Origin of the sequence: Paenibacillus radicis (ex Xue et al. 2023), from assembly GCF_024722015.1 — a bacterium.
Lineage (GTDB): Bacteria > Bacillota > Bacilli > Paenibacillales > NBRC-103111 > Paenibacillus_S.
Genome location: NZ_JANQBD010000055.1, coordinates 1 through 24,600, shown reverse-complemented (window position 1 = coordinate 24,600; position 24,600 = coordinate 1). Strand labels below are relative to the sequence as shown.

General features: G+C 36.8%; 25 protein-coding genes and 2 pseudogenes. 23 read left to right on the top strand and 4 right to left on the bottom strand.

What is annotated here, in order from left to right; all coding sequences use genetic code 11:
* Positions 1-1,202: 1,202 nt before the first annotated feature.
* The 3 genes from NV381_RS37190 to NV381_RS37180 are packed head-to-tail and all read left to right on the top strand — an operon-like array spanning position 1,203 to position 4,978.
* On the top strand, positions 1,203-1,865 hold the full coding sequence (locus tag NV381_RS37190) for a TnsA endonuclease N-terminal domain-containing protein (RefSeq protein ID WP_258218301.1): 663 nt from the start codon (positions 1,203-1,205) through the stop codon (positions 1,863-1,865).
* Positions 1,856-3,928 (top strand): hypothetical protein, encoded by a 2,073-nt coding sequence (locus tag NV381_RS37185; RefSeq protein ID WP_258218300.1) that lies wholly within the window; start codon positions 1,856-1,858, stop codon positions 3,926-3,928. Before NV381_RS37190 ends, NV381_RS37185 begins: the two co-directional genes overlap by 10 nt.
* On the top strand, positions 3,929-4,978 hold the full coding sequence (locus tag NV381_RS37180; protein WP_258218299.1) for a TniB family NTP-binding protein: 1,050 nt from the start codon (positions 3,929-3,931) through the stop codon (positions 4,976-4,978).
* A 39-nt stretch (positions 4,979-5,017) separates the two neighbouring features.
* Here the strand turns inward: NV381_RS37180 and NV381_RS37175 are convergent, their stop codons facing one another.
* Positions 5,018-5,359: a helix-turn-helix domain-containing protein gene (locus NV381_RS37175; protein ID WP_258218298.1), complete on the bottom strand. Its 342-nt coding sequence runs from the start codon at positions 5,357-5,359 to the stop codon at positions 5,018-5,020.
* A 148-nt stretch (positions 5,360-5,507) separates the two neighbouring features.
* On the opposite strand from NV381_RS37175, the gene NV381_RS37170 reads away from it, so the two are divergent.
* The 20 genes and pseudogenes from NV381_RS37170 (at position 5,508) to NV381_RS37080 (ending at position 22,523) form a co-directional block, all read left to right on the top strand.
* Positions 5,508-5,825, top strand: coding sequence for a hypothetical protein (locus NV381_RS37170; protein ID WP_258218297.1), 318 nt, complete (start codon positions 5,508-5,510; stop codon positions 5,823-5,825).
* 3 nt (positions 5,826-5,828) lie between these two features.
* Positions 5,829-6,212, top strand: a pseudogene (locus NV381_RS38580) (TniQ family protein); the annotation flags it as partial.
* Positions 6,213-6,260: 48 nt separating this feature from the next.
* Complete coding sequence (locus NV381_RS37165; protein WP_258218296.1) at positions 6,261-7,562, top strand: hypothetical protein; 1,302 nt, start codon at positions 6,261-6,263, stop codon at positions 7,560-7,562.
* Positions 7,563-8,384: a hypothetical protein gene (locus tag NV381_RS37160; RefSeq protein WP_258218295.1), complete on the top strand. Its 822-nt coding sequence runs from the start codon at positions 7,563-7,565 to the stop codon at positions 8,382-8,384. It begins immediately after the preceding gene.
* A 581-nt stretch (positions 8,385-8,965) separates the two neighbouring features.
* A pseudogene (locus tag NV381_RS37155) lies at positions 8,966-9,715 on the top strand (helix-turn-helix domain-containing protein); the annotation flags it as partial.
* Positions 9,716-9,912: 197 nt separating this feature from the next.
* Positions 9,913-10,704, top strand: a complete 792-nt coding sequence (locus tag NV381_RS37150) for an SDR family NAD(P)-dependent oxidoreductase (RefSeq protein WP_258218294.1) — start codon at positions 9,913-9,915, stop codon at positions 10,702-10,704.
* 452 nt (positions 10,705-11,156) lie between these two features.
* Entirely contained in the window at positions 11,157-12,338 is a 1,182-nt protein-coding gene (locus NV381_RS37145; protein ID WP_258218293.1) for an ABC transporter substrate-binding protein, read from the top strand.
* 169 nt (positions 12,339-12,507) lie between these two features.
* Positions 12,508-13,005 carry a DfrD/DfrG/DfrK family trimethoprim-resistant dihydrofolate reductase gene (gene dfr / locus NV381_RS37140; RefSeq protein WP_171653917.1) on the top strand — a complete coding sequence of 166 codons (498 nt, stop codon included), beginning with the start codon at positions 12,508-12,510 and terminating at the stop codon, positions 13,003-13,005.
* Between the two features lie 199 nt (positions 13,006-13,204).
* Positions 13,205-13,627, top strand: a complete 423-nt coding sequence (locus tag NV381_RS37135; RefSeq protein ID WP_258218292.1) for a coagulation factor 5/8 type-like protein — start codon at positions 13,205-13,207, stop codon at positions 13,625-13,627.
* 189 nt (positions 13,628-13,816) lie between these two features.
* Complete coding sequence (locus tag NV381_RS37130; protein ID WP_258218291.1) at positions 13,817-14,656, top strand: PHP domain-containing protein; 840 nt, start codon at positions 13,817-13,819, stop codon at positions 14,654-14,656.
* Between the two features lie 442 nt (positions 14,657-15,098).
* Complete coding sequence (locus NV381_RS37125) at positions 15,099-15,569, top strand: peptide-methionine (S)-S-oxide reductase (RefSeq protein WP_068596412.1); 471 nt, start codon at positions 15,099-15,101, stop codon at positions 15,567-15,569.
* A 300-nt stretch (positions 15,570-15,869) separates the two neighbouring features.
* Positions 15,870-16,340 (top strand): GNAT family N-acetyltransferase, encoded by a 471-nt coding sequence (locus NV381_RS37120; RefSeq protein WP_258218290.1) that lies wholly within the window; start codon positions 15,870-15,872, stop codon positions 16,338-16,340.
* A 48-nt stretch (positions 16,341-16,388) separates the two neighbouring features.
* A complete protein-coding gene (locus NV381_RS37115) occupies positions 16,389-16,802 on the top strand; it encodes a GNAT family N-acetyltransferase (protein WP_258218289.1) in 414 nt (137 codons plus the stop codon).
* Between the two features lie 366 nt (positions 16,803-17,168).
* On the top strand, positions 17,169-17,756 hold the full coding sequence (locus NV381_RS37110; RefSeq protein ID WP_258218288.1) for an EndoU domain-containing protein: 588 nt from the start codon (positions 17,169-17,171) through the stop codon (positions 17,754-17,756).
* A 122-nt stretch (positions 17,757-17,878) separates the two neighbouring features.
* Positions 17,879-18,700, top strand: coding sequence for a hypothetical protein (locus tag NV381_RS37105; RefSeq protein ID WP_258218287.1), 822 nt, complete (start codon positions 17,879-17,881; stop codon positions 18,698-18,700).
* Positions 18,701-19,287: 587 nt separating this feature from the next.
* Positions 19,288-20,142, top strand: a complete 855-nt coding sequence (locus NV381_RS37100) for a GNAT family N-acetyltransferase (RefSeq protein WP_258218286.1) — start codon at positions 19,288-19,290, stop codon at positions 20,140-20,142.
* Between the two features lie 229 nt (positions 20,143-20,371).
* Complete coding sequence (locus NV381_RS37095) at positions 20,372-20,641, top strand: hypothetical protein (RefSeq protein WP_258218285.1); 270 nt, start codon at positions 20,372-20,374, stop codon at positions 20,639-20,641.
* An 83-nt stretch (positions 20,642-20,724) separates the two neighbouring features.
* Entirely contained in the window at positions 20,725-20,871 is a 147-nt protein-coding gene (locus tag NV381_RS37090; RefSeq protein ID WP_258218284.1) for a hypothetical protein, read from the top strand.
* Between the two features lie 93 nt (positions 20,872-20,964).
* Positions 20,965-21,498 (top strand): hypothetical protein, encoded by a 534-nt coding sequence (locus NV381_RS37085; protein ID WP_258218283.1) that lies wholly within the window; start codon positions 20,965-20,967, stop codon positions 21,496-21,498.
* A gap of 773 nt (positions 21,499-22,271) precedes the next feature.
* On the top strand, positions 22,272-22,523 hold the full coding sequence (locus NV381_RS37080; protein ID WP_258218282.1) for a hypothetical protein: 252 nt from the start codon (positions 22,272-22,274) through the stop codon (positions 22,521-22,523).
* Positions 22,524-23,562: 1,039 nt separating this feature from the next.
* Here NV381_RS37080 and NV381_RS37075 read toward each other — a convergent pair.
* The 3 genes from NV381_RS37075 to NV381_RS37065 form a co-directional block, all read right to left on the bottom strand.
* Positions 23,563-23,775: a hypothetical protein gene (locus NV381_RS37075; protein ID WP_258218281.1), complete on the bottom strand. Its 213-nt coding sequence runs from the start codon at positions 23,773-23,775 to the stop codon at positions 23,563-23,565.
* Positions 23,776-23,820: 45 nt separating this feature from the next.
* Positions 23,821-24,150: a hypothetical protein gene (locus NV381_RS37070; RefSeq protein ID WP_258218280.1), complete on the bottom strand. Its 330-nt coding sequence runs from the start codon at positions 24,148-24,150 to the stop codon at positions 23,821-23,823.
* Positions 24,151-24,337: 187 nt separating this feature from the next.
* Positions 24,338-24,600 (bottom strand): IS3 family transposase (locus tag NV381_RS37065; RefSeq protein ID WP_258218279.1); only part of this gene is annotated, 263 nt, incomplete at its 5' end.

Sequence of the window (24,600 nt, the reverse complement as noted above, 5' to 3'; positions counted from 1 at the left end):
TTTTACAACCGTAAGAGAATTCATGGTTCTTTGGGCTATGTTTCACCGGATCAATACGAGGCCATGTATTACAAAAAGGTTGTGTGATATCTCTTATTTGAGTGTCTACTTTCTTGACAGAGATCCATTGATTTATTTAAATCAGTATATTACATAAAGCAAGTACAGAATGAAGTCTACTCTACAGTAACCACAGGGAAGATTTTAGATAGTCGTCCTGATGATGTAGGTTTTTGGGTGGAGAAAGGGTTTATCAGAGGGGTTAGAAAAAGTAGAAGAATTGAAATAAGTAGAATTGAGATTGATAAATTTACTTGTGAATATGCGATGCAAGATTATTTGAAGTTAAAATACAGAAATCAAATTTCTCCTAGAAAAATTACGCATATCTTATTAAAAATGGACATCAGGCCAATATCCGGACCAAAAGTTGATGGAGGAAGAAAATATCTCTTCAGGAAAAGTGACCTACCTGAGTCTCTAAATTTGAAATAACTGAAGAAAAATTTGGTTCATGTTACGAAATTGCAATAGAACATAAATTAATAGTATAGCTCCTGACACCGTCAATGTATCCGGACGTCTGATACCATCGCGCACTTCCACGCTTATCGATTCCAAAACATTAACGTAATCTGGACAGATATCATACTAATTATGTTGAAGTCATATTAAAGGTTCAAAAAGGAGAACTGAAACCAGGCGGCAAGGTAAATTAATCAAAATGGTTTAAATCAGTATTTCTTTATATGGACCTGAGAGCTGCGTTCTTAGAAGAGATAAAATGTGTTTATTCTAATGAGCATTCATTGAGTGAGGCTGCTAGAAGTTTGAAAATGAGCAATGGACATTTATCTTATGGGTTAAACATTAAATGGAAAAAAGGATAGTACTGATTATGTTTATCATTTTGATTAATGTAGGGAGCTTTTAGATTTTATAAAAAACATTATGTGTATGGAAAAGGCATTTCACCATGTTTTTTGGTGGATGTCTTTAATTAATTTTGTTCTTTTTTGGGATTAGATCGTACTTGTTCTGCTTTACACGATTGACTTCAGAAAGATCTTTAAATTCTTTATATTTGGCTTTTAATATATCTTTCTATTTGGTAGGGGATTATGGTACTGGAATAAGTTTAAGTCATTCTATTTAAGTCAATACTTTTATCATAAATTATGAAATCAACGGAGGTGAAAATCATGCCCTACAAACCAGCTCGAAAAATCAAGCCGAAAAGAAAAGGCTTCCGCGGGAAAGAACCATTTTTAAAAACTGGCGATATGATTCATTGGGAAAGTTTCCTTGAAAGAAATTTTATCAGATTAGCTGACTTTGATCAGCGTGTTGTAGAAGTTTTTTATCAACCGGAATGCATTGATTATTTAGTGAATGGTAAGAAGCATAAATATTTTCCTGATTTCAAATTAATCTTAGAAGATAATCGTGTCTTATTAATAGAAGTTAAAGCTCTTCGATTTAAAAATTACCCCAAAAATATCATTAAATATGAAGTGGGAAGACAATTTTGTAAAGCACGCGGGTGGCATTACGAAGTATTCACAGAAAATGAGATTAATCCCAAACATCTTCAAGCTAACCTTTCTTTGCTTCGTCATTTAGGAATCCAAGAGGTATCAGACACAATTATGGATCGTATTCTGGAGAAACTGGGATTAAAAACGAAAATGTATCTTTTTGAATTAAGGGAATCTTGTGCTGAAATAGATGAAGAGAGTTTCTATAAGGCAGTTTATCAATTAATTTACCTACAAGAGATTTCAACAGATCTAGTTAACGTAAAGCTATCTGACGATTCGATTTTACGTTTTTCAGTCGAGGAGGAGATAAGTTCATGCTCATAGATTTCAAGTATGGTACGCAATTTCGAATTGAAAAGAACACCTATGAAGTACTCCGGCACAGAGATGATGATGTTGAACTGCTTAATATAACAAACGACATAAAGGAATTACTGTCTCTTAATGATATCTTGGCTGCTTACAACGAGAAAAGGTTAATCATTCTGCATGAAGGTCAAGAATCTAACCTAATTGAATACAGTACAAAGGATTATACGGATGTTCAATTAGATATTATGGATAAACGGTATAAGGCAATTGAGCCTATTATTGAACGTAAAATAAGGCCATCTCAGATAAAGGAGTATGCTGAAAACTATCCAGAGGAATTAAAACCAAATGGCTCGATTTCTCCCGCGTCAATTTATAGATGGTTAGATTTATGGTATAAGCGAGAGAACAAATTAGACTTAATTCCACAAATAAGGGGGCCAAAAGATCATCGAGTCTCTAAAGATGTAATGATTGAAGCTTCTCGCATCATTTTAAAATATGGAAGTAAGGCGGAATACGTTTCCATTAAAGATGAATATAATGTACTTGAAGCTGAAATAAAAAATATTAATTTGACCAGAGAAGTTCATAAGCAGCTGGAGATTTTTTCAGAATCGACATATCGAAGAATACGGAAGGAAACGGTTGATACATATGAGCGAGATAAAGAGCTCATGGGGAAAAATCAAGCCGATTTAAAGCACAATGGTGTACATTCAAATGCAAGAGCAACACGGCCTCTTGAATGTATGGAATGTGATTGGACACCAATTGATTGTTTAATTGTCGACTTTGAACTTGACGAGTTATATCGTCCATGCCTTATGTATGGAATTGATCAGGCTGTGGGTGAACCGATGGGATTTAATATCATCTTTAAAAAGGAGCCTAATGCTGGTGATTGGAAACAATTAATTTTACATTGCATACTACCAAAGACTGGATTTAAAGAGTTGTACCCACGAGTTGAGAAGAATTGGACGGCTTATGGTGTCCCTCAATCCATACTTTTGGATAATGCAAAGGTGAACGATGCAAAAGAAGTAGAACGAATTTGTTCGGAACTTCGTATCGGCCTTAGATTTTGTGAAGTAGCATCCGGTCATCAAAAAGGTTCCGTTGAACAAGCGCTAGGAAATCTAAATCACAAAGCATTTCAAGGATTAGTCGGTTCCCTTTTTTCAAATCCCACAGAAAAAGGACAATATGACTCAGAAGCGAAAGCGGTAGTCGATATTAAAGGTTTGTATCATATCGCACACATAGCAATTGTTGACATGGTCGCCAACAATTTTAATAGAGGGCTGAACATCCAAGGGGTTCCAGAGCATTTATGGGCTAAAGGCTTACAAGAAATGAAGATTCATCCTCAATTACCTGCAAATCGTCAATATTTAGAATTACTCTTTTCCTCAAAAAGTGATACTCGGACCGTCGGACCTCGTGGTATTAAACTCATGGGCCATCACTTTTTTAGCGATGAATTAAATGAACTAAGAAAGCGATTGGAACGTGAAGGTAGAAGTCGTGAAGTATTGATTCGCTTTGGCTCTGATTTAAGGGTTATTTATGTAAAAGACGAATTCAATAGACGTTATATTGAAGCCTTTATTAAAAACGGAGGCCTAGATCGGAAAAAGATCGACAAGAATCACCTGATCCATGCAGAACTGCTAGAATATCTGACAAACAAAGATGGAAGTGCATATAACGAGTACGATTCTTCGCTGCAAGGTAGGGCTAGACTGAACATTGAAGAGATTCAACAAGAATGCAAATTAGAATATCAAGGAATTCGTAGAAGGCAAAGGAGGGAAGCAGCGGAAAGTGAGACTGTAGCCAGTGCAATTAAAGGTGTACCAATCGAACAACTTCCCGGACTTCCAGAAACTATGAATATATCGATTTTAAAACCTGAGGAGAGTCGCGGAGGTATAAAACCATCTAAATCAGCTAATAATCAGGATGAATCTACTATTGAGCAACCTAAACCTGGTGCCTTGCATGTTGACAACGTAGATCTAGATAAAATTGCAGACAGTTGGGGGAGTGGTCGAAAGGAGATAATATAATTGGAGTTTGAACGACTAGAAGGAAAAGCACCTGATTCGAAGGAATTGAAGAGACGTGTTGAGCATGTAAAACAGATTATTGTTCACCACCCGAAGTATGAAAATCTACTTGAAGAATTGGAAACGATCCTAGACTTGTCGGAAGGCTCAGTGAGTCCGGATGGCCTATTCATTTTTGGACCAACTGGAGCCGGTAAATGTACTGTGACCAAGGAATTTACAGCTAGATATCCTCAAGAAATTAAAGAAACGGATGACCGAAAATATACGCATATTCCCGTATTAAGGGTGGTCGTTCCTCCAAAAGCAACACCGAGAATGCTTGCATCGAAAGTGCTAGAGGAAATGAAAGATCCTGCTAGCCATAAAGGAACTGAATCGGAGTTAACCAGTCGTACTCATCACTTTGTTAAGGAACTTGGGATTAAAGTCATTATTTTTGACGAGTTCCAGCATCTAATTGATGCAGACACCGAGTATGTATTAGCGACAGCATCAAACTGGGTTAAGACATTTACCGAAGAAATTGGCATTGCTGTTATTCTCTGTGGAATGCCGGAATCAGTAAAAGTTTTTATTAGCAATCCCCAATTGGATCGAAGATTTTGTAACAAAGTAGCGTTAGAAGCTTTCGCATATGGTACCGTTGAGGAGATTCTTACTTTTAGGGTATTTCTTCAAAAAGTTGATAAATTGCTTCCTTTTGCTGAATTAGCGAACCTTGCTGATCCACGAACTGCTGATAAGTTGTACTACATCTCGAATGGAATACCTTTTTATGTAATGAAGTTACTTGAGTATGCGACATATATTGCCGTTAAGGCAGGCGCTGATAAAATAGCTGAATCACATTTGGCGAAGGCACTTCTGAAAGTAAAACAAGTGGCTAGACCATTTGTTGCAAATCCCTTTGCCGAGACTAATTTTGATTTAGAAGCAGCGCTTGGAACTGAGAATGATGCAATGAACAAGTACAAAGAGAAACTGATGATCAAACGGAAAAAGGGAAGAAACACACAGAAAGCTCAAGGACCTTCGCTAAATGTATAAATGGTTAATAACTCAAACGGCGGCCACCTAGGCCGCCGTCTAATTTTTATCAAAAACTTCCATCAATATGTTCTTCGCTTTTTTCACTTCTTTTGGACTAATCGAAAGAAGAAGATCTATGATTTGTTCCATGTCATGAGATTTTCCTTTTGTTTGTCTATTTACCCTAGTATAAGAAAATAGTTCGTATACCCCAACATTCAATGCTTGTGCAATTTTAGTAAGATTAAGGACAGATATATTGGTTTCCGCTCGTTCGACTCCTCCAATATAGGTATAGTTTAAGTTCGCCAACTCTCCCAATTGTTCTTGTGACAATCCTTTTTCCTTCCGCAAATCCCTTATCCGTCTACCAATTAACTTCAATGTTGATTCAGACATAAGCTACACCTCTAATTGAAGTGTAGTCAACCCGTACATCGATAAACACGAGAGAAAAATAGTATTCATTCATTAATACTATATATATGCATAATAAATCTAGCATTTGGTAACAATATTAGTAATAGTCTAATAGGGGGGGTTGAATGTGGAAAATTTATTTGATCTATTTCCACTTGAGCAAGCTAAAGTAACTGAGAAAGGGATTTTTTTTAAGGGTCATTTTTATTCCTGTAGTATTGCAATTCGCGAACAATGGTATTTGAAAGATTTTCATGATATTCCTATTTACATTGATAATTACGACGAAGATTACATTTTAGTTTTATTGAAGAATGGTAGTTTAACGATAGCATATCGTATTTCAAATCATGTAGGTGTGGACCCCAAGAATATTGAAAATTATCAAGCGTTAATACAATCATTTAAAGAGCAACTAAAGAACCGTAAGAAAAGGCGCAGATAGAAAATGAAGAATGAGAATTCTAGGAAACTATTAATTCGGCCTTTTATCCAATGTGATGAAAGTATATCAGGATTTCTGTACCGTGTATCAAAAATGAATAATTACTGTTATTCGTACCTCAATAATTTTCTGCACTTATCAGTTTACGAAGCACAAAATAATGAACTTAATCAAAAAGCATTAGAGAACTTAACCGACATAGTATCTCAGAATAATGATTCCATAAGTGAAAAGAATGGGTATAATTTGAAGGACTTTTTTGGATTTAAATTATACTCGAAAATTATTATGAAAAACAAAGTGAAATACTGTCCTAATTGTATTAAGGAGAAATACTATCACCGTACAGTCTGGTGTTTTTCACTTATTCATCTATGTGGTGTTCATAACGTAATGCTCGTGGATCAATGCCCACAGTGTGGATATTTAATTAGTATGACAGACTTTACGAATGGAAGTTGTGAAAAATGTTCGTTCAATTATGAGATTACGGAGTCAGCTATAAATGACAACTTAATTCTTAAGAAGTCTCAGCAACAATTACTAAACTGCATATGGGAAAAAGAACGTTATGTTATTCAAAATCATAATTTTGGCCAGTATTTTAGACTAGCTAACAGTAGTTACCACTTACTTATTGATGGAATTGATTATACGGAGATGACGACTGAAAAATTATCATTTTTTTATAATCGTTCCAGGTGTGAAAAGAATGGAACAAAGCTAGCAAATGCACTAGCTAATGTTTATTGGATGTATTTAGATTTCCCGAGAAATTTTTATATTGTATTGGGGGATTTCTTAAATCGTTATGAAAGAAAGCTACGGTATGAACGTCTAAAAAACTTTGAAATCATATTTGATGATCAAGAATTTATTTGGGTTCAGGAGGCCTATAATACCTACTTTCTCGAACAAATCGATGAGGGATACATAAGGAAAGACTTTTCTGTGTTTAAAAGGAATCCAGGTTTACTGGCAGATAGACGTAAAGTTCGAAGGGAGGAAGTGAGGCAATTAACAGGTATTGCTTACGAAAAACTTCATGAATTAAACGATTATAATGAGTTGCAGATTGAAATGAAATATTTACATGGACAACAGAGATATTTGGTCGAAAAAACGACTCTTGATGTTTATTTGAAAAATAGACAGTCTCTGATATCAAAAAAGGAAGTTAGTTTAATTATTGGGGTGACCGCCGATTCTGTTCAAAAAATTGTTAATACCGGTTTTATAACGCCAATTAGAGTGGCTAATTCTCCTAAAGTATTCTTTCAAATTCAAGAAGTAAATAAGCTGGTACTGGATTGTCTCGGAGAGTTTGTGGAAGAAATAAGTCCATCGATGGTTAATTTCCATAGTGTGTTATTTAAGTATGCTAAGTACGCGTTTACAATACTTGAGATTATTGCATTTACTTATTCAGGTCATCTAAAACCTCTTCGTGTTTCTGAGATACAGACGCTAGCTGACAATTACTATGAAGAGGGAGAAATTAAAGCTTGCTTGGAGATCTTAAAGAAAAGAAGACAAGAAGAGAAAGGGCTTTACTTTAATGATGTCATGAAAATATTAAAAATAGGTGAAAAGAGGCTTTGGAGATTATTAAGAGAGGAGGACATAGAGGCTGACTACATTTTAGTAATGAAGGACGGGAGGAAAAGGTATTTTTTCAAAAAAGAGACTGTTACCAAAATTAGAGGGTATATAGAATTACTGGAAGGGTTGAGTTAATTGGGTATAGACGAATTAAAAAGATTTATTTTAGATGGCTCGTTTATGGAACTAAAACTGGAGGTAGAAAGATTACGTATATTGAAAAACAAAATCCGTGAAGAACAAGATAATTTAGACTTAAAACGTATTGTGTGGGCAGAATTAGGTGTTATTGGAGAGTTTGAAATTCATAAGGTTTATGATTACAATCATGCTGAATTAAACACATTACTTCATAATGTGGGTGTACTCCCCCTTGTAACAATGATTAAAAGTGATGATCTCTCTGAGGAGGAGGTAGGAAAAGTAGCGCATATACCATATCAAAGGAAAAGATACTTGCGATTTACTCCCTATAGTTCTTATATACAACAAGAGAATGTTTCATTATTTAAAATAAGTTTGGAAGAGGTGAGTTTGTTAGATAAAGTTGCAATGTGGAAAGAAAGTCATATTAAAATTGAACGATTAAATACGATTTGGGAAAGAGAAAAGTTAAGGGCTCTTGGTTCTCCTGATTTAAAGTCAGCCAAGAAAATTTCATTTGAAGGTGGCGTGTTCTCAGTTTTGGAAAGTCCCAAAAAATATAGAACAGACTTGGTTCTTAAGCATTTTGACGAGAAGACAATATTAACATTCGTAAGAGTTAATTTGGATAAGATGGACGAAATTAGAGTGAGAGGTTTTCTTAAGAAAGATGAACTTGATGGTGTAAGACGAGTTGTTAATCTACAAAGAAGATACATATTAATGACTATGCAAAAAGCTAAAGTGAAGAAAGATGTTTGGTATTCTAAATTGGAGAAATTATCACTTCTCAGTCAAGAATATACTCAGTAAGACCCCCGCAAAGAGATCCTTACTTACTCAAAAGATGTTGTAAAAATATCCATAATTTCATTTTACCGTGCGTTCAATAACGATGTTGTCCGATGCATGGTCTTTGCTGTCTATGCTGACTCGAACCTCGTTCTCCTTCAGCAAGTTAACGTACTGAGGTACTATCTCACTCCCGACGGAGGGTAAGTCTTGCTGTAGCTGTTTCGCATCCTAAGCTAAGGACCTGTTAATGGACCTCGTACTTCTGAAGGCGGGGCGTGGGGTTCGACCGACCGCAGCGCAGCGCAACGCGAGCCTAGGATTTGAGCGCGTTGAAAATTTGTTGGTCTTTGCGGATTGGCGGACGGCTTCCTTAAGGGGATTGTCCTTGGGCTGTTCTTGGTCTTCTTGTTTTCTTGGCTTCGTCAATGCCGTAAACAATGCTTGTACTTTTTCTTGCATTTTGGCTTTATGCCTTTATGCTTAATTTGACGTTTACGCCTTTAGTATGTTCAAACACGTGGGAGCACATAGGTTTGGAAATGGATACATGACAAAAAAACCTTTACCAATCAAGGGTTATTTCTCTCGTTAAAGCGGATAGAGATGGATATAGACTGATATTCCATTATGCCTATATAATCAAGCAACTGTGCCCTCCGGAAAGCTTGCGTATAACCGAAGTGGGCGAAATCTGTACAATCGAATTGGAATGGATGCACAGCGAGCAACCCGGACTGCCAATGTTGGTTGGTACCACACTGGCCTTTCTTCTAGAGCTTGGGCGACGGGGCACGGGCAAGCCTTTATCTGCACGGTCCGTGGAATTTTCTCGCTCGATGGGCGATGTAAAGGTCCTTGAAGCTTACTTCGGGTGCCCTGTCCGGATTGGTGCAACCGATAACCGAATGACGCTGCATCGAAGAGATCTGGACCGCCTCTTTATATCATATAACAAAGAGTTGCTGGAGATCCTTGCTCCTGCCTTGGACCGATCTTTGGATGAATATCGCAGCCGTTCAATCCCCGAGATGGTCAAGTGGATCTTGAAGCGCTGCCTAACCGGAGGGCTCCTTGACATTCGAGCGGTGGCGAGTGAGTTGGGCATGAGCGATCGTACCCCGCAGCGCCGTCTTACTGACGAAGGGACAACTTTCAAGCAGCTATTGACACAGGCTCGGCATGAACAGGCACGAGAATACTTGGCAGACCCCAAGCTTGAAATAAAAGAAGTGGCTTTCTTAATTGGGTATGAAGACCAGAACTCGTTTTACCGTGCCTTTCGCCTTTGGGAAGGGGATACTCCTTCAAAATGGCGTTCCGAATATTTAGGGGCAAACCCACCGTCATAGAGTCCCGACCTAACGCGTTCTACGAGGGAGGACATTTCCGGGTTTCATTATTTGGCAGGTTAAACAAGAAATTTGGCGTGTACGCTAGTTACCGAACGATCCAGACAAAGTAATATAATCTCTATCCGGAGACAAGGATGTTCCAAGTATAACTTCTAATCAGCTTGAAGCGAGTGACAACAAAGGAGACATATGATATGGATATGGGATTAAGGAACAAAACAGCTTTAGTAACTGGATCGACGAAAGGTATAGGGAAAGCAATTGCTATTGAACTTGCCAGAGAAGGTGTCAATGTCCTCGTTAATGGACGAAATAATGAAGAGGTAGAACGAACGGTAAATGAATTGAACTCGGAGTTCCCGTCTACGTTTCCTCAAAATGCTACAGCTGACATTGTGGATATGCAGCAAAGAGAAGCATTATTTGAGAAATATTCCCGTGTTGATATTCTGGTTAACAATATGGGTATGTATGAAATCATGTCGTATGAGGACGTTGACGATGAAGTATGGGAAAAATACTTCCGAACGAATGTCCTTGCCGCTAATGGATTATCCAAATTTTATTTGCCTAAAATGTTGAAAAACAATTATGGACGAATAATCTTTATTGCAAGTGAAGAAGCAATTATGCCTTCAGGGCAAATGCCTCAGTATTGTATGACCAAATCTATGTTATTATCACTGTCAAAAAGCTTAACTAAACTAACGATAGGAACGGAAGTCACCTCCAATACGATCATGCCAGGACCGACGCTTTCCGAAAATGTATATCAAATCATTGAGAGTTTGTTTACTGAAGATGTGGCATTTTCGGAAAAAGAGAAAAAATTTATGGCTGAAAACCTGCCCCAATCCGAAATACAGCGGTTTATCAAGCCCTTTGAAATAGGCAGGCTGGCTACATTCGTTTGCAGTCCTTATGCATCCGCATTTAAAGGATCTCCAATCCGTATGGACGGGGGCATGGTGCCTACAATTTTTTAACATAAACTCTGTTTCGACTATTATAGGTTTATCAACTGCGTAACAGCAGGATGCGCCTATATATTACCGTAGCAATATTAAGCTCCCACTACTATTAATTCCGCAATATCGGAAAATGGCTACACTAAAGAAGACGCTGCTCTTCCTTTTTTTTAAAACAAGAACATTATCCCTATATGTTGAAATCTTTATGGAAGAGATTCATGAAGAGTTCATTCTCTTTTGCGGTGTTACGGCGAACCTACCATAAATTAAAACTGGTCATTTCGCTAACGGGACACGATAGCACAATAAACAGGGAGCAGATTGCCGCGGCAGCTGCTCCCTGTTTTCATTCAAGTAACGGGCAGTAGAGTTTAATGGTATAAGGTAATAACACCCTATATACAATCAGGAACATATGTTCTAAAATATGGAGGCGATGTCATTTCCAATTTATAGGAGGTATTGATTTGAAGAAAACAATTACTTTTAGTTCCAAATGGTTTGACCATGAGTTTGAATCAATGATCGCTTCGAAGCTGAGGTCGAAGTTTCCAGAAGTCATGTTTTCTCATGTACAGGACTCGGGAGGACATACTTCTTTGGAAGCCTGGGAAGCTTGGGAAAATAGTACAGGTCTTGATATTCGAATGGATATTAGTGATGAACCGGTTTTTAAGAAAAAGGATTATGAACTAACACCTTTCCTAAATAATTCTGACGTCAAACTTCAATCCTTTATACCAACTTTACTTAAGTCGGTTTCCAATGAAGAGCGAATATATGGTCTACCCTTTGGTGCAGGAACAAATTATACGCACGCACTCTTTTATAATGACAATATTTTTGCAAAGTTTAATGTCCCAGTCCCCGAACATGAAATGACGTGGGACGATGTAATAACTTTAGCAGCAAAAGTAACCGGGACAATCGATGGTATACCTTATTACGGATTGGACATAGGGGATTATTCTTTATTAAAAATGCAGCTAGGAATTAGGTTTCTTGATCCTGAAACGCACCGACCAAAACTTCGGGAAAGTGACTGTATGGAATATTTCCGCATTATAAAAGCTGCCTATGGGATACCGGGGAATGTTCAAGATACCGATGAACGTATATTCGTATATGGAAGGGCATTCCGTCGAAATGGAACTGTTGCAATGTCCATAGACTCCCCTGAGATGTTCAGCAAAAAGCTTTCATTTAAGTTAGGAGCCGTAAGTTTCCCTCAGATTAATAATAATCTTATAGTTCCGTCATTAAGTGATTATGGATGGTTTTTGACCTTACATCCTAGCTCAGAACATAGGGAAGAAGCGTTTGAGGTTATATCTTATTTAGTGTCGGAAGAATTCCAACTTTATCTTTCTAAAATTGGTCGATTCTCTTCCTTATCAGACAGAAAATACGAGGCGGATTATGGACAGGATAATCCGAATTTCTCAGGAACTACCATAGAATGGGTGTTTCAAGGACTAAAAGCAGGTTGGGCAAATCCGCAAAGCCCATATGAGGATATGGCTGGAAATATTGTTAGAAGTGAAATGGAACGAGCTGTGAGGAAAAAAATCCAATGGGACGAGGCAATTGAGATAATGGAAACACGAATTCTTGAGAAATTAAGCACTGAAATGCACGCAGATTTTTGATGGCTTTATTAAGCTAACGAGGAACGATAGTTCAAACAAATAAGGAGTAGACCTGCCGTGGTATCTGTTCCTTTTTTTATTAAACTAAAGGGCAGATTTGTTTAATGAGGAATTTCATTATAAAGATTAAAATACATGGTAAAATAGGCTAAAAAGGCTGTGGTCATTTTTGAAAATTTCTTTAATTGTCGCGATGGATAAGAATAGAGTAATCGGCAAGGATAACGACATTCCTTGGAGAATTCCTAATGATTGGGAATATGTTAAAACCACTACGAAAGGATACCCAATCATATTAGGTAGAAAGAATCTTCAATCAATCGGAAGGGCTTTACCTGCCAGAAGAAATATTATTTTGACTAGAGATAAGGACTTTAACTTTGAGGGTTGTGAAATTGCCCATTCAATCGAAGTTGTATTTAAGTTATGTGAAAATGAAGAAGAGATTTTCATATTCGGTGGAGAACAGATTTATGATATGTTCTTGCCTTATGTAGAGAAAATGTATGTTACAAAAATTCATCATGAATTCGAAGGAGATACATTTTTTCCAGTAGTTAATTATGAAGAATGGAAAGAAGTATCTGTTGAAAAAGGGATTAAGGATGAAAAGAATCCTTACAATTATTTTTTTCATGTATATGAGAGAAAAAACTCGTTGAACTAACTGGGAACTATAGTTGAATAAAATACGGAGCAGTACTGCCTCGGAAGCTGCTCCTTGTTTTTATTAAGCTAAAGGACAGAATAGTTACAATATGTGGTAAAGTTAAGTTTATGTAAGACAAATAAATTAACATGGGATATCCCAGGTGATTTTAATGAGTTTAATCCACGAGTTTTTTCTTATTAGCAGCGATTTTGTTTTGAATGACAGATATGAATGGTACAGAACAAATCGGTATACCTGGGCTGAAAAGGCTGAAATATCTGATGAGATTATCCAGTACCTGATGGACTACTTGAGCTGGTTACCTTCATATAACCCCGAAACAAAAGAAAGTAGCAATGGGTTAAATTACTATGGAGTAACTGTTATTAATAAGACAGGGGCAGAGAAGCTAATAAAGATATTAGATAAGTGGCTTAGTTTAATCGAAGAAGCACCAGTCACATTTAGTTTAAGAGGAGATACTGTTTGGAAAGAAGAGGAGAATGAAGACGGTTACTGGGAGCTCACGAGAAATTGGGTGAAGCGAGAAGCAATTCAAGGTGACTTAGCAGTTTTGATTAATTTAGCTGTCAAAGCTTCAGACAATAACCAATTAATAATTCATTTCGGAATCTAATTACAACCGAAGGTGTTTTAAAGTAACTGGGAACGATAGCACAATCAATATAAAACAGGCTGCCGGCAACTCGGCAGCCTGTTCAAGTAACGGGCAGGATGCCTTTATTGCTTTTGTTACATAGAAGGGATTATTATCCTCAATGGTGAATGTTGATTTATATAAATTTGTTTCGGAGCTGATATTAAAATGAATCATAAAATTGCTGACTTACATATTCACTCTTTATTTTCCGATGGAACGTTGTCTCCCGAAGAAATTATAGCTATAGCAGTAGAGAAAGGGTTAGGTTTAATAGCGATTACTGACCACAATGTGCTAGAAGGTTCAAGAGAAATACAAAAGCTAAATGATAAAAAAGAACTATTGTTAATATCTGGTGTAGAACTGGACGCATTAGATAGGGGAAAAAATCTGCATATATTGGGTTATGGAATGGATTTAACTAATGAAAGGTTCAGAGAATTTACTGAAAAAAACAGATTGCTTTTTGAGTCTTTAGATGAGCGACTCATAGTAAGGATGCAAAGGGAATACAATAACATATCTCTAGAGGAATACTTAAATTATAATTATGACCGAAAAAACGGTGGTTGGAAGGCTTTGCATTATTTTGTGGAAAAGGGGATTACCAGCAGTTTAACAGCAGGTTTTGCATTTTATTCAAAGTACGAACTATCATTTGACTGTATTGAATTTCCCTCTGTAAGCATGGTATGTAATCATATTCACAGTGCAGGTGGGAAGGCAATTCTTGCTCATCCAGGAAGAGTTATAAATGTTACTGAAAGGAACGATTTTAAGAGAGAAATAACTAGATTAATTAATTTAGGGATTGATGGCATTGAGTGTTATTATCCAACGCATTCTCATGAAGTCACAGAAGATTGCCTGTCCATTTGCAAAGAACTTGGCTTGTTAATTACAGCAGGTTCTGATTGCCACGGTAATTTTGGAAAAACCGAAATTGGAGAGATGGAAATTCCGATTTCCTGGTTAAATCTTGGGGATATTTTAAGTCGCATTTAAGCAAGCAAATTCACCACATGATTAAACTAACGGATAACAATAGTTAAAATGAACGTACACAGGAAGTCACTGCTTCCTTGAGTACGTTCATTTTTTGTATAGTTTAGCCAAGGATCATATACCCCTTAAAATGTTTTTTTTCAATAAAAGGTAGTTCCGCTTTTCTTGACAAACACAACATAAGTACTAGCTTTATGCAATAAAAGAAGCTCCGGATAAGTTTCCAGGGCTTCTTGATAAATTAAAGCGATTTGGTTACATTTATTCAACGGGCAGGATAGTTGAACAGTGTTGTTTAATTTGTGTTCAACAATCGGGACATAATGTGGAATAAGAAAATTTGTCATTATTTTAATGTGTAGTAGACTAAGTAACTACAGTTTTTTCCTCCTATATAGTTGGAATGAATTTTTTGGTTTTTTAAACGAAGAGGAGAGTCAATATGGAAGTAGTATATTTTGCAGGTGGATGTTTATGGGGAGTACAAGCTTTTATAAAAACTTTACCTGGAGTTAAGTTTACAGAAGCAGGAAGAGCTAATGGAACAAGTCACACACTTGAGGGTGATTATGATGGGTACGCCGAATGTGTAAAAACAGGATTTGATCCGACAGTTGTAACGATCAGGGAATTAATGGGGTATTTATTTGAAATCATTGATCCATACAGTTTAAATAAACAAGGACAGGATGTTGGCGAGAAATACAGAACAGGAGTATACAGTGAAAAGCCTGAACACTTAAAAGAGGCGAAGGCGTTTCTTAGTGAGAGAAATGATTATGACCTTATAGTTGTTGAAGTATTACCTCTCACAAACTATGTGAGAAGTGCAGAAGAACATCAAGATAGATTAGCTAGATGCCCAAATGATTATTGTCATATTCCAGAAGAAATATTAAGTAGGTATAAGTAAGGGAGAATATTAAAAGATGGTTTATGGGATCTATAGTTTTCAGAAATGCTTTACCAAATAATAAGGGGACGGTGAACGATGGTACTGGTTAAAAGAGGATTTTAAAACACTTGGCGATGCCTACGGTGGCAATTAATCGTTGAACTAACGGGAAACGATAGTTCAATCACACGACATGACGGCAGCCGGTAATTCGAGGCTGCCGTTGTCCGTTGAAGTAACGGGAGTTTAGTTCCAATCATTAGTGATCAGATACGGTATAATATGGATATGTCATTGAAATGTGGAGGGTATTTGTGAATGAGTGTAGAGATCGTACCTTTGAATGAGCCCCTTGTTCCATATGTTAAAAGTTTGATAGCGGGATATATTAATTCTTCATCAAATGGAGTAAACGAATTGGATTCAACATCTAAACAATTAGAAGAATGCGAGGAAATCTTAAATCGGTTTTTACAAAATAGCAAATCTTATTGTTATGTAGCTAAGTTTGACCAAGATTATGTAGGGTTTATTGTGCTATCATGGAGCTTTTCAATATCCAAAGGGCATCCTGTACTTCGAATAGATGCTTTATATTCATCGCCAAAGCATAGGAATACAGGTGTAGGAAGAAAACTAATGCAATACGCCATAGATATAGCTATTGAGAATAAAGCTTCCCGATTACAGCTTGAAACAGATGATGATAATGCTCCAGCTCGTAATTTATATAATAATCTCGGATTTAAGTTAATACCAGGTAAAGGAGTATACATGGCATTTTTATAGAGGATTGGTTTATTGAATTAACGAAGACCGATAGCTGAGGTGAAAGTGATGCTAAACATACGAAAAGCAAATATAAATGACCACGAGTTTTTAGTTCTAATTGACTTGAAAAATGATGGGTGTTCATTTTCAGATGTAGTTGATATGACAGAACAAGATAAAGAGGAGCACCGTAAGAAAATAGCAGGGTATCTCACTGACTCTGATAAAGGTGCATTTGTAATTGAGGATTCGGCTTTAAACCAATCGATTGCAGTGATAATGTATTCCATAGCGAATAGGGATTCTGTGTATCCATGGAAAACGATTTACGACGAGTTAGACAGAAGCCTATTTCAAATTGATGGGCGGTTTTTCGAGATATTTCAATTATGGGTTCATCCAAGTTATCGAAGGTTAGGATTAGCGACTAAGCTAAAACTCATGTTGGAGGAAGAAGCGCAAAAAATAAAGTTAATCTAATCTACACTCATACAGAAGAAACAAATAATCATGTTATAGAGCTAAATAAAAAAATTGGTTATCAAGAGGTTCGGCGTGGGCCAATCTGGGATGAAGTAATCCGAGTAAGCTTAATTAAGCAATTAAGCTAAAGAGAAACGATAGCTTAATAAACAACTAAGGCGCGGCAGCCGGCACAAACCAACGGCCTTTGTAATGCTAGCGGGCAGGCTAGTTTTTGAATGAATGTTAATATGGATTCTGTATTATAAATTAACATGCGCTAGCCCAGATACCCCTGCTCCATGAGAATACTTATGCTTTTCAAGCTCTAAGCATAGGTTTGTTTGCAACAATAAAATAATAAATGGAAATAGGTGGTTAAATATGCCGATTATTAGGAATAAATATGAGTTTAAAACATTTGAGGAATTGGATAATGAAAATGAGTATATTCCGATACATATTTGCTATATAGGGATCAAAAAATACAAACCTGGTGATTTCATTTGCGGAGAATCTCTTTTTCCATACGATAATAAGCCTCAAGTCAGCGATCTAGACGATGATATCTACGTACTAGAATACGACGACAGTGGTTACCCTGCGAGGCATGCTTTAGCACACATCTTTCAAGGAGATAAAAGAGGTGGATATCATTCTTCTAGTGAAAGAGGGATTGGAGATATAGCGGAAGAGAAAGATAGGTTGCGTGGTTTCGGCAATAAAGGAGCATACAAAGCATTTATTAATAATCCATCTACCACTCCAACCTCAAGTGAGAAATCAATGTTTCCCAAGAAATACTCGAGAGAGAAAGTTATTCAATCGATCACCAAAGCGTATATTAATTGTACATTTAGTGGGACCCCTCGCGAATGGATTGGTAAGGATTGTGAAGGACTTTCAATAATATTGATTCTCAATGATGAATTTCAAATTGAAAGCTGCTGGCCGCATGAGGAAAAGAAGTAGTGGAAAATTTGAGCAAGTAAAAAATATAGATACAAGTCCATTTGACTGTGAAAGAATTAAGTTTACCGAGGCAAAGATAAACTTTATTAAACTAAATTCAGGTAGGTGGTGGAGTTCTAATTATGGAATTCTCATTGGTTGGAGACATAACTGTAGAAACAAATTCTGAACTTATCAGACAAAAATATAAACAGATTATAATAAATGCAATCACTTTTTTTAGTAAGGAAACTGGTCTAACTATCGATGACATGAAGATTCATATTGTCATTTCAAGGGATTATATAAACGATATAAAAAAACGACACTATCAACCTGATGAAATAAATGACATTAACTCAAATGCTATGTTTATCCCTAAGGATTATCAAAATGAAGAATTTAGAAAGATAGATAAGGCAATTATTATTGTTAATTTAATGAAGCTGGAGGCTTACCAGGCTTCTTTATGTTCAATTGAGTCAATTATCATTCATGAACTCATACATTACTATGATTACTATTTTATATACCCGAATAATGTAATCGATAGATATGGAAAAATAATATGTTCTCAACCTGGTTCAATTGAATATGTAATCTTTGGATATTTCCAGTTGCGTTCAGAATTTCGCGCGAAGTATTTTCAAGAAAAATATATAGTTTCAGGAATGGAAGAAATTAAGGAAGATTATATGTCAAAGTTTCTTGTGAGGATCGAATTTTCGAATAATTCTAATTTGTTTTACACATTATCTCATGCCCGAGGACAATTATTATGCTGGGAAACAATCACCGATGAAAACCAAGCAGCCAAGGATTATATTGAACAAAGAAAAAATGAGATTGAAGATATTGAAAAGGACAAGTGTATTAAAAATGTAGCAGACATTCATACTCTAGTGGAGTTCTTTGATTTTTGCGATAAACTAAAAAGCGCCCAAGAGCCATCTGCTATTCATTAATAATAACGTTTGCGCTTGTTAAACTAAAGTGTGTTTTATCAATTGTCTGACTCGGTATAAGTCTCCTATTTTCATATATTAGTTACTCAACTTTCGCACCTAATAAAGCAGTTTAATCCCTTGCTATTGTAAGATACAGAAGAATAATTTCTACTCTTGACAGAAAAACACCTTTCTTGTTTGGTATCATGGAAGATTCGAGCAACCATGCAAACAAAGAAAGGTGTTGTACTTCCTATGTTACACCAAAAATCCTTGTCTGAACAGGCGAAAACTCGTTTTTCCGTCTTGTTTTCAACCTTACAAATCGGTCAACTCTTACGAAAAGCCAGAATAATCAAGTCGTTTGGTCCTTCTAGTTTAGCGTGTTTCAGATCTTGTTCTCTCTCGTATTTGAAGGTCGAAACTGGTTTCGTCTCTTGGAAAGCGAGCGTGGTCCATCGCTACCTAATATAGGTCAAGGAAATCACATCAGATCTCATGATGTGATTTTTTGTGTAATAAATGATTTTGAATTATCTTTTACATATTTTTCAAACTGTTTCCTTGCTACAATTGAAAAAACAACTTTCAGGGAGGACATTAGAATGCCATTACAAGTTCATCCATATTGCACTGAATTAGAGGATACAGTTAAAAATTTAAGTCACAAAACATGGATACTATTTAAGTACAATAAAGATTTCGATCATCAGAGGATGAGTTGTATATTTAACGAGGACGGTAATTTAATTTGTGTGGGATACTTACGACATGGAATAGCTGATGATCATGATGTATTCGAAATCGAAATGCCCACTAATGAACTAGCTTCAAATCGTATGAATGAAGTGAGAATGGCACTTTACCCTACATTCATAAATACCAGTCAAAAGCTCCGTAATCCAAACAAGAAAACAAAGTTGGTTGCGTGGAAGGACTTTTATGGTGACAGAGAGTTTTACGAAGAGAAGGGCTTTATCCCTTATCAGACATATTATATAGCACAGCATTCACTTGAAAAACCCATGCCTGAAGTCAGAACGCCTGTTGGAGTTAATGTCAAATTTCACCCGATGGAATCCAAAGAGGAAAGAATCAAATATACCGAATTAGAAAATCAATTTTATCAAGGTGTTGTATACAGAAGTGTAAATATGTTGGAATGGATGATGGGTGGTCCAGAGTTACATACCATTTCTGCTTTTGAAGGCGATGAACTTGTTGGCAGCGTCATGTGTTGGCAAACTGGTGCAGTTGAAAGATTATTCGTAATTCCTCGATGGCGTAATAAAGGGCTGGGTAAGTTTCTCATAACAAAGGGTTTTGAGTATCACATTAAGAATAGTCGAAAAGAAGTTGAGACGCTGGTTAATGAACAGGATAAGGAAGCTATGATGATGTTAGAGTCAATGGGGTATACCTTTCCTGTAAGATTAGAACTCAAGGCATTGGATGTTTAGCAAAAAGAACCAATATGTAAAGAAGTAGATTATAGATTATACATTTTCCATTTGGCAGCCGCTATTCCGCTAACGAGGAACGATAGTGGAGGAGCTTGCTGCGTGGCAGCTCCTCGTTTTGTTTATTAAAGTAACGGGCAGGATAGTTATGTCCACATCCAAAAAAAAGGTAATTGGTAATTGATGTTGAATTCTTCACCTGAACGCAAGTATTAATGAGGTGATAACAATGGCATGGAATATTGGGTTACTTTGTATAAAGGCGAATCCAACTATCGTCGAAAATGAAACATATCTTGACATTCTTTATAAATCGAAAGAAGGGCTTCATTTTGAAGAAATTACATCCGTTACTATGGGATCAGCCCTTGGAGTTGGTCATGTAGAGCCATGGACATTAATTTTTGATATAAACGCCCGATTTATATTTGATGAGAAGTTTCCACTTGAAGCATCAAAGAAATTAAAGTTAAGACATTCTGGATTTCAGAATCACTAATATACAGAGATTATCATTTCGGTATTTTCAAAAAAGGTGGAATTAAAACGGAAGTTAATGGGATTGAAGAAGGACTAAAATATTTGTCTTCAAAGGGGATAAAAGCAAAGGATGAGTGGGGGGAGACAATTATTTTTCAAATCATTGAAAGAGAAATCATGAATAAAACAGATGGGGATTTTATTGGTTCTATCAGGAGTTTACCATTTGCAAAGTATGATCTTGATTAGTCTTTATTCGTTTGTGTTTTTAAAGAAAAAGTCAAAATTAAGCAACGAGAGATTAAGCTAACGGATTTAGATGAATGCTTTTATGGAGGATAAATGATGATTATCAAAGCGGAGGTAATAAATCAGCCACAATCAGGAGAATACAAGGAGAAGATTTATGATATTTCGAGCCGCTGGAATTCCCAAAGCTGGACTTGGATTAAATTCACTAACGATGATTTAACCGAATGGTGTGGAAACTTTCGAGGGTTACCACGAGATGTTGCAGTATCAAAAAAGTATAATTCCGTTCTTGTTCTAACTTCGGATTATTTATATAGACTTGACAGTGTCAGTGAAGAGTTAGTTGAATATGAATCCCAGCCTCAATATCAAGATCTAACAGTAACCACTTTAGGGGATTTCATTATAGCTGATTACTATAATATCGAAATCATTAAATCAACATTAGAAGATAAGATATCAGTAGATAGTCCGATAAAAATGGATACAATTAAATTTCATGGGTGGTCTAACAATAAATTAGCAATAACATGTGATGAATTTCTGAACTGGGACAACCATGTGGAGTTAAAACTTGATGGGGAAACACTTGAAATAACTCTAAAGGACTCCAATAAGTTTTAATTGGAGGCTACTATCCAAAAATGTGAGCGGCTTATTGAACTAACGGGTACGATAGCTCAATAAAGGACATCTAAACAAAACACCTATAAATACTGTGAAGGAGCAGCCACGGCTGCTCCTTTGACTTGCTGCACAAAATATTGGACTTTATAAAAATGTCCCTGAGGGACAAATGACGGATCTATCCATTCCTTTGATAACATTATAAATTTCCATATTTATTAGGCACATAGATCATTTTTGGTTGGTGTAAAATTGAGGTGCCATTTGTTACTCCACGTACATGTGGTGGGGTGTTCCTGCGTAAGGTATAGTCGGCTGCTTAGGGGACATAGGGTAAGATGATTCCTCATAAGGTTGTCGGAAAAAGAAAGGATTAAGAAATGAGCTTCCAAAGCCCCCAAAGCCAAATGGGCTTCCAAAACCTCCAAAACCAAACGGACCTCCAAAACCTCCGTGCCCAAAACCTTCGAATCCTCCGTGAAAGCCCATATGTTAACCTCCGTTTATGATAATATAGACATTTGACCATATATTGTATGGGCTTCTGTCATAACGGGTTCGTAGTTAGATGAAAAATAGGCATATTTGTAGGCCGTACTGGGCTTACTGGCGATATACATTGCACAACTCATAAAACCTCATAATCGGCATTGATACGTATTTTGATTTTCATCCTCTGTGGTGCAGCTCTGGTCTTGCACTGCATGATTGACTAGCGGGAAACGAGAGCTTTTAGCATTGACAAAGGTAACTTAATGAGGAGGACTCTAATGCAGTGGCACTTTCTTGGAAGCACTTCAAACGATACTTTTTTTATTAATGGGACAGATATTTTTAAGGAAAATTGGATAAATACCAGGGAAACTGCAAATGTAACAGATCCACTGTACAAAACTATCAAAAAGTTTACTGTGTGGACAATAATTAGTGAGTGTAAAGAACTTACTTTTGCTGCTGGCGAATTCTCAAATAATGTTTGGGGTATCTACATTAAAGAATTAAGCTCCCTCAATATGATTTAGTATTCTCACTCAGGCTCATAATTCGCAGGATTTCACCTTTAGCTAAGTGTCAGATAAGAAGGAAACAGAGGAGCCGGTAGCTTGGAACAACTGAAAGAGCATGCAGGAATAAAGGTGAGGATGAATCACCTAATTTGTTCCATATCCTGCACGTCTCCATGTCGCCCCTAGCGATTTTCACTCCCATGTCTCAACGGGTCTAAGCCCTTTCATTCCTTCGTCACATCTAACTAAGGGGTGGAGGTCGTTTTTTTCTAACGGAACGGGTCCGAGCCGCCCATGATTCAACCGCATTCGCTTGCATTCGCGAACTTTCATTCTCCCCTTATAGATAAAGGATTTTTAGACTTTAAAGGTCTGTTGATTTCCCTTGGATTCATAATAGAACGTAGCTTTTGTGATTTGTTTGTGATTTGTGATTTTTGTGATTCAAAATAAAAAATCACATCTGCCATTTATCTATTAATCCATAGGCATCCACCGCGGCGGTAGGGGATTCCTTTCCCAGCCTTGGATGACACGTATAATTCCCGGCTTAAGCTCGGCATACACTTTTGTTATTAGCCCTTTAATGGCTGCACGTACCTGATCAGGCTTCCGAACTGATAACCGACATAACTGCTCCAAGTCCGGCTTTATCCAAGGGCATGTATGCGGTAAGATTGCCCAAGTTTTATACTCATGCCTTAAAAACAATGAACCGTATGATCCATTCAAACTTGCGAGCAACATGGGAGTAATCCTCGATGGCGATAAAGTAAGATTAAAGATCCCAGCTAATTTAGAAGATTACGAACGCCAGTCAGATGAGTTAGCTGACGATGATGTTTTATAAATTACAGTCATTTACACTGCCTTTAATAGAACATAGATAGCCCAATACCCTACAAATTGGAAATTAAATAACTTCCAATTTACGGTGATGGGCTTATTTACTTAAGTTGTTGCAGCTTGTGGTGCTGCTAGTTTGGCTTCCGGAAGCGAGACAAGAAGACAACTCGTCCAATGAAGCAGGTGCTTTTCAGGTCCGCTGGGGCGGTTAACGAGTATCGGGATTTCCTGATATCCAGTGAATTTGACGTTTGAAATTCCACAATTGCAAACGACAATTTGCAAGGCAAATAATGAAGTGAACGATGGCCAGCACGTTTAGAATGGAGAATGCCATGATTAAAAAGAAAAGCTGTTGGTTGACTACGCCCAGTACCGCGAGCAAAGAAATGAAAGCGAGAAAACCGTCAAGGCGATTCATGAAGAGACCTGCCGTCGTTATTTGTGGTTGGGATTGGAATAGTAGTTAATTTTTATAATCTCGGTATATTTTATCGATTTTGTCATTAATGGCGTTTGCAAGGAAGTCATATTCGTAAATGTCACGTTTTTTTAGTTCATCTATAATCCATTCTAATCTTGTTGAAGGGTAGCCAAGGTTAACTGGACCCATTTTAACTGTAAATTCAATTCCGCTTGGCAGAGTTACTTTCCAATCGTATTCAAGAATATTTTTCGGGTTTGGCAAAATTGCTGCCAGGGTTAATGTAAACTGATGCCCCCCTTCCTGGAAGTGGAATCCATTAAAATACTTAGTCTCCATTTGATCTAGCTTTGGATTTCTGAATAAAGCCATGATAAACTCCTTTGTTTTGTTATATAAGCGACTATTCCATCACTATCATCTTAGACCATTGAAATATTCGAGAATCTTAACTGGTATATCAAAATAAGAACGTATGTATGCTAGACTATCGTTGATCTTTCAAAATTATCCAATTATTGGATCTCTGTCAAGAAAGTAGACACTCAAATAAGAGATATCACACAACCTTTTTGTAATACATGGCCTCGTATTGATCCGGTGAAACATAGCCCAAAGAACCATGAATTCTCTTACGGTTGTAAAAGAGTTCAATATACTCAAACATTTCTTGCTGTGCTTGTGCCTTAGTCCGAAATTTTGTACAGTAAATAAACTCTTTCTTCAACACACTGTGGAAAGACTCGATGCAGGCGTTATCGTAACAGTTTCCTTTACGGCTCATGCTAGCTTTCATGCGATACTTCTTAAGTCGGGCACGGT

Excerpts from the sequence above, each read along its gene's own strand:
- NV381_RS37115 (WP_258218289.1), top strand. The coding sequence starts at position 16,389 with ATGCTAAACATACGAAAAGCAAATATAAATGACCACGAGTTTTTAGTT.
- NV381_RS37175 (WP_258218298.1), bottom strand. The coding sequence starts at position 5,359 with ATGTCTGAATCAACATTGAAGTTAATTGGTAGACGGATAAGGGATTTG.
- NV381_RS37125 (WP_068596412.1), top strand. The coding sequence starts at position 15,099 with ATGGAAGTAGTATATTTTGCAGGTGGATGTTTATGGGGAGTACAAGCT.
- NV381_RS37150 (WP_258218294.1), top strand. The coding sequence starts at position 9,913 with ATGGATATGGGATTAAGGAACAAAACAGCTTTAGTAACTGGATCGACG.
- NV381_RS37110 (WP_258218288.1), top strand. The coding sequence starts at position 17,169 with ATGCCGATTATTAGGAATAAATATGAGTTTAAAACATTTGAGGAATTG.
- NV381_RS37120 (WP_258218290.1), top strand. The coding sequence starts at position 15,870 with ATGAGTGTAGAGATCGTACCTTTGAATGAGCCCCTTGTTCCATATGTT.
- NV381_RS37165 (WP_258218296.1), top strand. The coding sequence starts at position 6,261 with ATGACAGACTTTACGAATGGAAGTTGTGAAAAATGTTCGTTCAATTAT.
- NV381_RS37185 (WP_258218300.1), top strand. The coding sequence starts at position 1,856 with ATGCTCATAGATTTCAAGTATGGTACGCAATTTCGAATTGAAAAGAAC.
- NV381_RS37085 (WP_258218283.1), top strand. The coding sequence starts at position 20,965 with ATGATGATTATCAAAGCGGAGGTAATAAATCAGCCACAATCAGGAGAA.
- NV381_RS37105 (WP_258218287.1), top strand. The coding sequence starts at position 17,879 with ATGGAATTCTCATTGGTTGGAGACATAACTGTAGAAACAAATTCTGAA.
- NV381_RS37100 (WP_258218286.1), top strand. The coding sequence starts at position 19,288 with ATGCCATTACAAGTTCATCCATATTGCACTGAATTAGAGGATACAGTT.
- NV381_RS37075 (WP_258218281.1), bottom strand. The coding sequence starts at position 23,775 with ATGAATCGCCTTGACGGTTTTCTCGCTTTCATTTCTTTGCTCGCGGTA.
- NV381_RS37095 (WP_258218285.1), top strand. The coding sequence starts at position 20,372 with ATGGCATGGAATATTGGGTTACTTTGTATAAAGGCGAATCCAACTATC.
- NV381_RS37130 (WP_258218291.1), top strand. The coding sequence starts at position 13,817 with ATGAATCATAAAATTGCTGACTTACATATTCACTCTTTATTTTCCGAT.
- NV381_RS37080 (WP_258218282.1), top strand. The coding sequence starts at position 22,272 with ATGCAGTGGCACTTTCTTGGAAGCACTTCAAACGATACTTTTTTTATT.
- NV381_RS37070 (WP_258218280.1), bottom strand. The coding sequence starts at position 24,150 with ATGGCTTTATTCAGAAATCCAAAGCTAGATCAAATGGAGACTAAGTAT.
- NV381_RS37190 (WP_258218301.1), top strand. The coding sequence starts at position 1,203 with ATGCCCTACAAACCAGCTCGAAAAATCAAGCCGAAAAGAAAAGGCTTC.